Source organism: Pseudomonas sp. GW821-FHT07G06, from assembly GCF_058986625.1.
Window position 1 is genome coordinate 50,670 of the sequence record NZ_JBYSVW010000025.1, and the last position, 9,817, is coordinate 60,486.

Below are 9,817 nucleotides of genomic sequence, written 5' to 3' on the forward strand. Positions count from 1 at the left end.
GCGGCAGCTCCTACAGGGGGCGTGCCAATCTGTCAGATGGGTGTTGCGGCTTTCACCGCTACCACCACGCTCTCCTCCACCGGACTCTGCGCCTTGCATGCCTGGCTCAAGGTCAGCGACTTGGTCTCCGGCGCCCAGGCCCAGGACAGCAACGCGCCAATCGCTAGAATCGCCGCGAGAATGCCCATGGTCGGGCTCAAACCAATCCCCGCCACGCTCACCGGCAACAGGAACGTGCTGATCGCCGAACCCAGGCGGCTCACCGCCGTGGCCAGGCCGATACCGCTGGCGCGCACTTCAGTCGGGAAGCTCTCGGCCGGAAACACACCCACCAGGTTGCTCACCGCCGACAGCACCAGGGTGAACACGCCGAACACCAGCACCATCAGCCACGCCGCGCTGCCCGGCAATACCGCCAGCAGGAACAACGCCAGCGCCAGAATGATGAACGAGTTGATCAGGAACCCGCGCCGGGTGAACTTGATGGTGCACCAGATGCCGATCAGTGCGCCGAGGATCAGCAGCATGTTCAGCATCAGCTCGGTGCCAAAGCCTTCGGCCAGGCCCATCTTCTGCAGGATCGACGGCAGGAAGGTGTAGATGGCGAAGTACGGCATCACGATGCACACGAAGAACAGGCAGTTGAACGCCGTGCGCTTGCGGTATTCACGACTGAACAGCACCGCATAGCCGGAACGGGTTTCGGTGGACGGGGTTTCGTCGAGTTCGACGTGCTCGCCCAGGTGTTTCCTGACGATGGCCCGGGCCTCGGCAATGCGACCCTGATTGACCAGCCAGCGCGGCGATTCCGGGGTGCCGATACGGGCGATCAGGATCAACGCCGCCGGGATCGCCGACGAGGCCAGCATCCAGCGCCAGGCGTCGTCGCCGAGGCTGAGCATGGCGGTGCCGACGAAAGTCGCGGCGACATAACCGAAGGTCCAGATCACGCTGAACGAACCGAGCAACACGCCACGGTGCTTTCTCGGTGCGAACTCGGCGAGCATGGCGTGGCCGACACTGAAGTCACCGCCCAGGCCGATGCCGATCAGCACCCGGCACAGGAACAGCGCCATGGCCGACTCGACGTAGAACTGCATGACCGAGGCGAGAGTGATCAGCACGAAGCTGACCAGGAAGATTTTCTGCCGGCCGACCTTGTCGGAAATCCAGCCGAAGAACAGGCTGCCGAGAAACAGGCCGATCAGGGCCGAAGCGCCGATCAGGCCCTGCCAGAATGCATCCAGCTGCATCTGCGGGCTCAGCAAGGTGAATGCGATACCGATCAGGCCGAGGATATAGCCGTCGGTGAAGTGTGCGCCGAAGGTCAGGCCGGCGATCTTGATGTGAAAGCGGCCGATGGGCAGGTCGTCGATTTTTACCGGTTGTACGGACATGTAAATCTCCAATTGTTGTTATTGACGGAGAAATGAAGCGTGTATCCCTGTAGGAGCGAGCCTGCTCGCGATGGACTTGAGAACTCCGCGGGGTGTCAGGCTCCCCGCGATATCGTTGACGTCCATCGCGAGCAGGCTCGCTCCTACAGGGGGCGGCGTGCGTCCTTACAGGCCACCCATCAACAGGTATTTGATTTCCAGGTAGTCATCCAGACCGTACTTCGAACCCTCGCGACCCAGGCCCGATTCCTTGATGCCGCCGAACGGCGCCACTTCCGTGGAAATGATTCCTTCGTTGATCCCGACCATGCCGGCTTCCAGGCCTTCGGCCATGCGCCAGACGCGGCCGATGTCGCGGCTGTAGAAGTAGGCGGACAAACCGAATGGCGTGTCGTTGGCCTTTTGCAGCACCTCGGCTTCATCCTTGAAACGGAAGCAGGCAGCCACCGGTCCGAAGGTTTCATCCTGGGCGATCAGCATGTCGCTGCTGGCTTCGGCAAGAATCGTCGGCTCGTAGAACGTACCGCCCAGGGCATGACGACGACCGCCGCACAGGACCTTGGCGCCCTTCTCCACCGCATCGCTCACGTGCAGCTCGACCTTGGCCAGTGCGGCGCCGTTGATCAGCGGGCCTTGTTCGGTTTCACCGTCCAACGCACTGCCGACGCGCATGGCTGCAACGGCTTCGGCGAGTTTGCCGGTGAAGACTTCGTACACGCCGTCCTGAATGAAGAAGCGGTTCACGCAAACGCAGGTCTGCCCGGTATTGCGGAACTTCGAAGCCATCGCGCCTTTGACCGCCGCGTCCAGATCGGCGTCGTCGAACACAATGAACGGCGCGTTGCCACCCAGCTCCAACGAGACCTTTTTCAAAGTGTCGGCGGCCTGGCGCATCAGCAATTTGCCGGTGCGGGTCGAGCCGGTGAACGACAGCTTGCGCACGATGCTCGACGCTTGCAGCGCGCCACCGATCGCCACGGCATCACCGGAAACGATGTTGAACACACCGGCCGGAATCCCGGCCTGCTCGGCCAGCACCCCCAGGGCGAAGGCCGACAGCGGGGTTTCTTCCGAGGGCTTGAGGATCATGGTGCAACCGGCAGCCAGCGCCGGACCGACCTTGCGGGTGACCATGGCCAGGGGGAAATTCCACGGGGTGATCGCCGCGACCACGCCTATGGCCTCCTTGACCACGATGATCCGCGCATCGGCCTTGTGGCTCGGGATCACGTCGCCGTAGGCACGCTTGGCTTCTTCAGCGAACCACTCCAGGAAGCTCGCGGCGTAGACCACTTCGCCCATGGCTTCGGCCAATGGCTTGCCCTGTTCGCGGCTGAGCAGCGTGGCCAGTTCCTTCTGGTTGCCCAGCATCAAGTCGCTCCAGCACTTGAGGCGCTGGCTGCGCTCCTTGGCGGTCAGCTTGCGCCACGCCGGCAAGGCGCGGTTGGCCGCTTCGATGGCCAACCGGGTCTCTCCAGCGCCGGCCTTTTGCACCTCGGCGATCAGCTCGCCGTTGGCCGGGTTCAGCACCGGGTAAGTCTGCCCGCCGCTGGACCATTGGCCATCGATGAAATTGCCGTGACGAATCAACGCGCTCATGCCACGGCCTCGGTCAGGTTGAAACGCTCCAGCCCCGGACGGGCGGTACGCAGGATGCGCTTGCCGGCGGTGTAATCGTTGATCACGTCGCACGGCGTGTAGTTGCGCTCCAGTTCATGCAGTTCTTCGGCGTCGAGCCTGGTTTCCAGGGCCGCCAGGGCACTGTCGAACTGCTCGGTGGTGTCGGCGCCGACCAGCATGCAATCCACGCCCGGGTGGTTGGCCACCCACGCCTGGGCGATCTGCGCGTTGGACACGCCACGGGCACGGGCCACACGTTGCACCGAATGAGCGATTTCGAACGAGGCTTCGTCGCTGTACATCTGCTGGGTGAAGAAGTCCGTCTGGTTGCGGGTCGACTGCACGTCACCGGTCAACAGGCCACGGGCCAACGGGCTGAACACCGAGACGCCGAGGCCCTGGTCGCGGCAGAACGGGATCATCTCGCGTTCTTCTTCACGGTAGGCGCAGTTCAGTTGCAGTTGCATGTTGATCGGCTTGACCCAGCCATTGCGCTCGCAGGCCATGAGGATTTTTGCCAGTTGCCCGGTGAGCATGGTCGACACACCGATGTAGCGGGCCTTGCCGGAACGCACGATGTCATTCATCGCGCTCATGGTTTCTTCGACCGGGGTGTTGACGTCGAAGTAGTGCAGCATGAAGACGTCGACGTAATCCATGTCCAGGCGTTTGAGCGAAGCATCGATGCTGTCCATGATGTGCTTGCGCGAGTGGCCGCTGGCGTTGATACCGCTGCGGGTGCCGTAGCCGACCTTGGTGGTGATCACCAGGTCTTCGCGCCGGGCCAGGCGCTTGACGATGCGCCCCACCACTTCCTCGCCGACACCGGCGGAATAGAAGTCCGCCAGGTCGATGAAGTTCACGCCGTTGTCCAGTGCGTGCTTGACGATCGGTTCGCTTTTCTTCTCATCGAAGATCCACGGTTTCCAGTCCGGGGTGCCCATGTTCATGGTGCCCAGGCACAGGCGGGAGACTTCGAGGCCGGAGTTGCCCAAACGAATGTATTGCATGGCGCGGACCTCAGGCTTTCGGCGTGTAGAAAGGGTTGCTGATGTGATTGACCACATCCTTGAGCTGTGCGGTTTCCGGCTTGCCGGTGAGGGCGGCACGGATCGCGGTGCGGCAGGCGTTGTAGTTGTTCAGGTACACCGCATCGAGGTCGTCGCAGGCCGGGTTGACCCAGTTGGCGGTAACGATGGCCCACCCGTCCTCGGCTTCGGGCGGCAGGGTGCCGTCGAGCAGCGCTTCCAGAACGGCCTTCGCGATACCGGCCTGGGACGCGCCCCAGGTCGCATTGCCGTGCAGGTCGCTGCCGATCGCGGCCTTGTTCACATACAGGGTCATCGGCTTGACCGGGATGTTCGGCTGGGCGATCACCATGAACGGGCAGTGACCCTGGCTTGGCGACGCCAGGCTGTTGGCGAACGCCTGCCCTGCCGGGCCGTTGCGCGGGCCGATCAGGATGTTGATGTGCGCGGCGTTCACGCCAGGGCCTTCGAAGCCTTCACCGATGTACAGGTCGAGTTCTTTCATGAGTCGTTACTCTTCAGGGAGTTTTGGTTGATCAGCAGCGCACGCAAGCACGAGGCCTGGCGTGGCAGATGTCTGGGTTCGAAGAGCGCAGCAGATCGCTGGCGAAGACGCGGCAGTGATGATGAGTCATGGTTGCAAACGCTCTTTTTTGTTGTTGATGAGCTGGTTTGCGATTTTTTAACACCGGGGGTTGGCGGGGCTGTAACCATTAAAAGTCATGAGGGCATGACTTCAAGTCATACCCTGACGAAACCTGTAGGAGCTGCCGAAGGCTGCGATCTTTTGATCTTGATCTTTAAAATCAAAATCAAAAGATCGCAGCCTTCGGCAGCTCCTACAGGGATCGTGATTATTGCGTCATCGGTTGCTTTTTCATGGCGTCCTTGGACATGGCATCTTTTTTCATCGTGTCTTTCGACATGGTGTCTTTCTTCATCGTGTCCTTGGACATTGCATCCTTTTTCATCGACGTATCTTTTTTCATGGCATCTTTGGACATGGCGCCCTTGCTCATGCTGTCGTTATTCATGGTGTCGGCGGCGAACACGCTGGCAGCGCCAACGGCCAGGCACATGGACAGTACAATGGTGGTCAACTTTTTCATGATGAAACTCCTTGGAGCTTGGGGTGTGAAGGTGTGAAATGGCCAGGCATCCTCAGCTGCCACCGAACCAGTTGTAGCCCTGGTCTTCCCAGTAGCCGCCGCTGTAGGTGTTGCTGACGAAAATCGCCTGAATGTGTTTGGGGTTCTTGTAGCCAAGCTTGGTGGGCATGCGCAGCTTCATCGGGAAGCCGTACTCGCGCGGCAGCACCGCGCCGTCCCAGGTCAGCGCCAGCAGGGTTTGCGCGTGCAGCGCCGTGGCCATGTCGATACTGGTGTAGTAGTCGTCGGCGCATTTGAAGCCGACATATTTGGCGTCGGTGTCGGCGCCGATGCGCTTGAGGAAATCGCTGAAGCGCACGCCGCCCCACCGTCCGATCGCGCTCCAGCCTTCGACGCAGATATGCCGAGTGATTTGCTCGGTCTGGGCCATGGCGCGCAGTTCTTCGAGGCGCCAGCTGCGCTTGTCGGCGACCAGGCCGCTGACCTCCAGGCGATAGCTCTCCTCCTCCACTGTCGGTGCCTCGTCGATGCCGTAAAAGGCATTGAAGGGAAACGGCCGGGTGATCATCGATGCGGGATAGGTCGGCGCCATGGCGTTGGGGTTGAACAGCCAGCCCTGTACCCGGTCGTTGAAGCGCGACATGGACGACAGCGCGGTGTCGACGCTTTCGTTGTCGGTGATGTTGCAACCGGACAACATGGCCACGCCGCCGAGGGTCAGGCCACGCAGCAGGAACGAACGGCGTGAGCGGTCTTCGATTTGCGGGGCGAGTATCTTGCGGGCGTCGGTGAGGATCGACGATTCGTCCAGCCCGGGGATCTGAATACGCTTTTTCATGCTTGCTCCTTGCGGCCGACGATCATGGCCAACAGCGTTTTCGGCACCAGCGCGACCATCAGCAGATGCACCGCCACGAAGGCCACCAACAGCGCCATGGCGAAGAAATGCACACGGCGTGCGCCTTCGTAACCGAACATCAATTCACGCAGCAGCGGGAACTGCACCGACTTCCACAACACCAGCCCGGAGAGCACCAGTAGCGTGATGTCGACCATCACGAACAGGTAGGCGACGCGTTGCACCTGGTTGTAATGGCTGAAGTCAGCGTGCTCGAGTTTTCCGCGCAAGGCGGCCCACAGGTCATGCAGCACGCCCTTGGGCGAAACCGGGAAAAAGCGCCGCTTCAGGCGCCCACTGAACAGGTTGAAGGCCAGGTAGATCAGCCCGTTGATCGCCAGGAACCACATCGCCGCGAAATGCCATTGCAGCGCGCCGCCAAGCCAGCCGCCGAGGGTGATCGACGTGGGAAAGCTGAATTCGTAGAGGGGCGAGGCGTTGTAGATGCGCCAACCGCTGGTGACCATCACCAGCACCGCCAGGGCGTTGAGCCAGTGGGTCAGGCGTAGCCAGCGTGGATGACTGGCCTTGGGTGAAGCAGTTGACTGCGACATGTCCGGCTCCCGTGTGTTGTTGTTCGTTGGGGCCGAGTATGGGAGCCGGAAGATCGCCAAATCCTCACGTAAAGTTAAATTAAACGTGATAACTCGCTCACAACGAGCACCGAAAACCCCTGTGGGAGCGAGCCTGCTCGCGAAAGCGGTGTGTCAGCCGGATTTGATAGCGACTGACACACTGCTTTCGCGAGCAGGCTCGCTCCCACAGGTTTTTTTTTGCGTGGTCCACAGGTTGCGCAACTATGGTTAAATGCCGCCCCTTTCCACGCCACCGACCCGACCCGATGAACCCTGAAGCCCTCGCCACCCTCGACCAGCACCTGCTGACCGCCCTCGCGGCCGCCCCCACCGAAACCCGTCGCCTGTTCCACGGCCGTGGCCGCTGCTGGCCGGGGCTGGAGCAAGTGACCGTGGACTGGCTGCAGGGCGTAGTGCTGGTGGCGTTGTTCAAGGAGTCGGAGGCGGCGCAACTGGAAGACCTGAAACAGCGGCTGATGGCAATCACCCAGTCTGAACAGTGGGCAAAATCCGGTGCCCATACGCTGTTGCTGCAACATCGCTACCTGCTGCAAAGCACCACCGAATGGCTGCTGGGCGAAGTCATCGAAGAAATGACCATCACCGAGGGTGGCCTGAAATACCGGGTCGACCTGGGCCGCAAGCAGAACACCGGGCTGTTTCTCGACATGCGCTACGGCCGCGACTGGGTCCGTGCCCATGCACAGGGCAAGCGGGTGCTGAATCTGTTCGCCTACACCTGCGGCTTCTCGGTGGCGGCCATCGAAGGCGGCGCGAGCCACGTGGTCAACCTCGACATGTCGAGCCCGGCCCTGAGCCGTGGTCGCGACAACCACCGGCTCAACGGCCACGACCTGGGCAAGGTCACGTTTCTCGGCCACGACCTGTTCAAGTCCTGGGGCAAGGTGATCGGCAAAGGCCCGTACGACCTGGTGATCATCGACCCGCCGTCGTTCCAGAAAGGCAGCTTTTTGCTGACCAAGGATTACCAGCGGGTGCTGCGTCGCCTGCCGGAATTGCTCAGCCCTGAAGGCACGGTGTTGGCCTGCATGAACGACCCAGCGTTTGGCGCCGACTTCCTGATCGATGGAGTGACTCGTGAGGCGCCGGGTCTGCGGTTCGAGCAGCGACTGGAGAATCCACCGGAGTTTCCGGATGCGGATGTGGAGTGTGGGTTGAAGGCGTTGGTGTTCCAGTTGAAAAAATAACAAGGGGTGTAGCGCTATAAATATGCGCCGCCCTCTCAGCACTTACCAAATAAGTTCTTAAAAAAGACTTCTTGGTTTTTCCCTGAGTCGGTGGAGGCCCCGTGTGAGCTGCCCCTGCTCTTTTCCATATCTGCTGCTTTTGCTAAGTAGCTGGAAGAACTCAACTTCTTAACAAGCTATAAAAGAGCTGGCTATCTGCAACTCTTGCCTGATTTAACTGATACATACTTTTGGCAGAAAATATCAGACTATCTGCATTTTCAGATGCCATTTTCGCCCTCAGGCTTGGACTTTTATTAAAAAAATATACTGCTGCATCAATATCAATCCCTGAATCAGCCCGACCAAAGTACTCCCCAACAGCGCTTATGAAACCATCGTGATTTTTCGTAAAATCGTTCAAATAGTCCACAGTCAACCCTCCCTGCATTATGGTTTCTGATATGCCACGCTCCGGCAGATCAAAATGTGTTCGAGGGGAGTCAAGTGCCCAGTGAGCGCTGGGATCAATATAGAAATGATCCAACGCACCTGGCCCAACACTTACAAATCTGCTCACCCTATTTAGATGCATCATTTCATGCCCTAACAATGTGCTTAGGGAGCCTGTCTTTATATGAAGAACATTAACAATCAGCCTTCCATGAAAATCTTCTATATCAATCTGAGCCTGGTTCTTCCTATCAGCCTTATAGCTTAGAAACTTTCCCTCCCCCCAAACCCCTTGGTATTCTTTTGACAGGCCCTCTCCTCGCGTCCAAGAATCCAATAGCTTGCTTTCAATGGTTCCATATGCGGGACCAAAGTAGCTCTGCAAAATACTAGATTTTTCCGTGAAATTCGAATGCAGCGCCCGTTGAGCACCATAGAACATACGTTCCACTTCAATCAGCTCCGACCTAATGATATTTTTTTGTTCTGTTTCAAGCTGTTCTAGTCCGCGTGCAACTATCTCACCTCCCGCTGGAATTCTCCGTTCAACTTCATCACCGACCCCTTCATACCAACGCCCATCCACGTCGTTAACACTGACAACCCTATTAGAGACGAAGCAATAGATATTCAGCCCATTTATAAATCCCGCTGGATCCGGATTTATCCACCTTTGCAGCCACGGTGCGTAATACCGATACCCGTAGTAATAAAGCCCCGTCGCATCCCGCTCTTTTCCCGAATAGCGAAGGGTCTTGTACTGCGCCGCCAACGCACTTTTACCCGCCCAGCACGCCGTGCCGCCAAAGGGGTAATAGTGTTCCCGGGTCAGCACGCCCGCGTCGTCGTCCAGTTCCAGGGTGCTGGAGCCCAGGTGATCGCTGAGGCTGTAACGCAGTTGGTCGCTATGCGCACCTTGCGGCCAGTGCAGCGCCCGCACACTGCTGCGCCCGGCTTCGATGCTGATGACGTGATGTTCTTCACCATCGGCCTGGCGGTGGATTTCCAGACCGGGGAGGTAACGGACCTCGGTGCGCAGGGTGCGCCCACTGCTTTGGGCGAATCCCACTTTGCGCAAGCGATGGCCGGGGCGGTCGTAGCGGTAGCTTTCGTAGTCGTCCGGCTCGGTTTCGCGTTTGACCAACGTCACGCGGGTCAATTGATTGCGGCTGTCCCAGCGCATGGCTTGACCACGTTGCAGCTCCAGTTGATTGCCACAGGCATCGAAACCCGAGTCGATATCGGGCTCGCCCGGCAACGAACCATCGTCCCGTTGCGCGAGACTGCGGTTGCTCCGTGCTGAAGTGAACATCGAAAAACCCGGCGCACCGCTGTGCTGGCGGGTGATCAGGTTGCCGCCTTGGTCGTATTCAAATTGCTGGGTGTAATTGCGCCGTTGGTTGGGGTCCAGCGGTGTGGGTAACAGCTCCGGCAGCGTCGGACCGTGGCTCGGCTGGCTGACCTCCCAGCCCCGGGCTTCGACCAGTTGATACTGGCTGTCGTAGCGGTAGCGGTTGATCGGGTCGATACGCTGGTTGTTGAAATGGGTC

General features: G+C 59.5%; 9 protein-coding genes. 1 reads left to right on the top strand and 8 read right to left on the bottom strand.

Features of this window, described 5'->3' with window-relative positions:
* Positions 1–32: 32 nt before the first annotated feature.
* The 7 genes from AC3WJW_RS28305 to AC3WJW_RS28335 form a co-directional block, all read right to left on the bottom strand.
* Positions 33–1,397: an MFS transporter gene (locus AC3WJW_RS28305; RefSeq protein WP_493728293.1), complete on the bottom strand. Its 1,365-nt coding sequence runs from the start codon at positions 1,395–1,397 to the stop codon at positions 33–35.
* A gap of 165 nt (positions 1,398–1,562) precedes the next feature.
* Positions 1,563–2,996 (bottom strand): NAD-dependent succinate-semialdehyde dehydrogenase, encoded by a 1,434-nt coding sequence (locus AC3WJW_RS28310; RefSeq protein WP_493728294.1) that lies wholly within the window; start codon positions 2,994–2,996, stop codon positions 1,563–1,565.
* The gene (locus tag AC3WJW_RS28315; RefSeq protein WP_493728295.1) at positions 2,993–4,027 is read right to left on the bottom strand and encodes an aldo/keto reductase; all 1,035 of its coding nucleotides are present in this window, start codon (positions 4,025–4,027) and stop codon (positions 2,993–2,995) included. Before AC3WJW_RS28315 ends, AC3WJW_RS28310 begins: the two co-directional genes overlap by 4 nt.
* A gap of 10 nt (positions 4,028–4,037) precedes the next feature.
* Positions 4,038–4,550 carry a formaldehyde-activating enzyme gene (gene fae, locus AC3WJW_RS28320; protein ID WP_493728296.1) on the bottom strand — a complete coding sequence of 171 codons (513 nt, stop codon included), beginning with the start codon at positions 4,548–4,550 and terminating at the stop codon, positions 4,038–4,040.
* A 349-nt stretch (positions 4,551–4,899) separates the two neighbouring features.
* Positions 4,900–5,154, bottom strand: coding sequence for a pentapeptide MXKDX repeat protein (locus AC3WJW_RS28325; RefSeq protein ID WP_493728297.1), 255 nt, complete (start codon positions 5,152–5,154; stop codon positions 4,900–4,902).
* A gap of 52 nt (positions 5,155–5,206) precedes the next feature.
* On the bottom strand, positions 5,207–5,992 hold the full coding sequence (locus tag AC3WJW_RS28330) for a molybdopterin-dependent oxidoreductase (protein ID WP_102701954.1): 786 nt from the start codon (positions 5,990–5,992) through the stop codon (positions 5,207–5,209).
* Positions 5,989–6,606, bottom strand: coding sequence for a cytochrome b/b6 domain-containing protein (locus tag AC3WJW_RS28335; RefSeq protein WP_493728298.1), 618 nt, complete (start codon positions 6,604–6,606; stop codon positions 5,989–5,991). The genes AC3WJW_RS28330 and AC3WJW_RS28335 overlap by 4 nt, the downstream gene beginning before the upstream one ends.
* 287 nt (positions 6,607–6,893) lie before the next feature.
* Between AC3WJW_RS28335 and AC3WJW_RS28340 the strand changes: the two genes are divergently transcribed.
* Positions 6,894–7,835: a class I SAM-dependent methyltransferase gene (locus tag AC3WJW_RS28340; protein WP_493728299.1), complete on the top strand. Its 942-nt coding sequence runs from the start codon at positions 6,894–6,896 to the stop codon at positions 7,833–7,835.
* A gap of 160 nt (positions 7,836–7,995) precedes the next feature.
* Here AC3WJW_RS28340 and AC3WJW_RS28345 read toward each other — a convergent pair.
* On the bottom strand, positions 7,996–9,817 hold a 1,822-nt coding region (locus AC3WJW_RS28345), incomplete at its 5' end, for an RHS repeat domain-containing protein (RefSeq protein ID WP_493728300.1).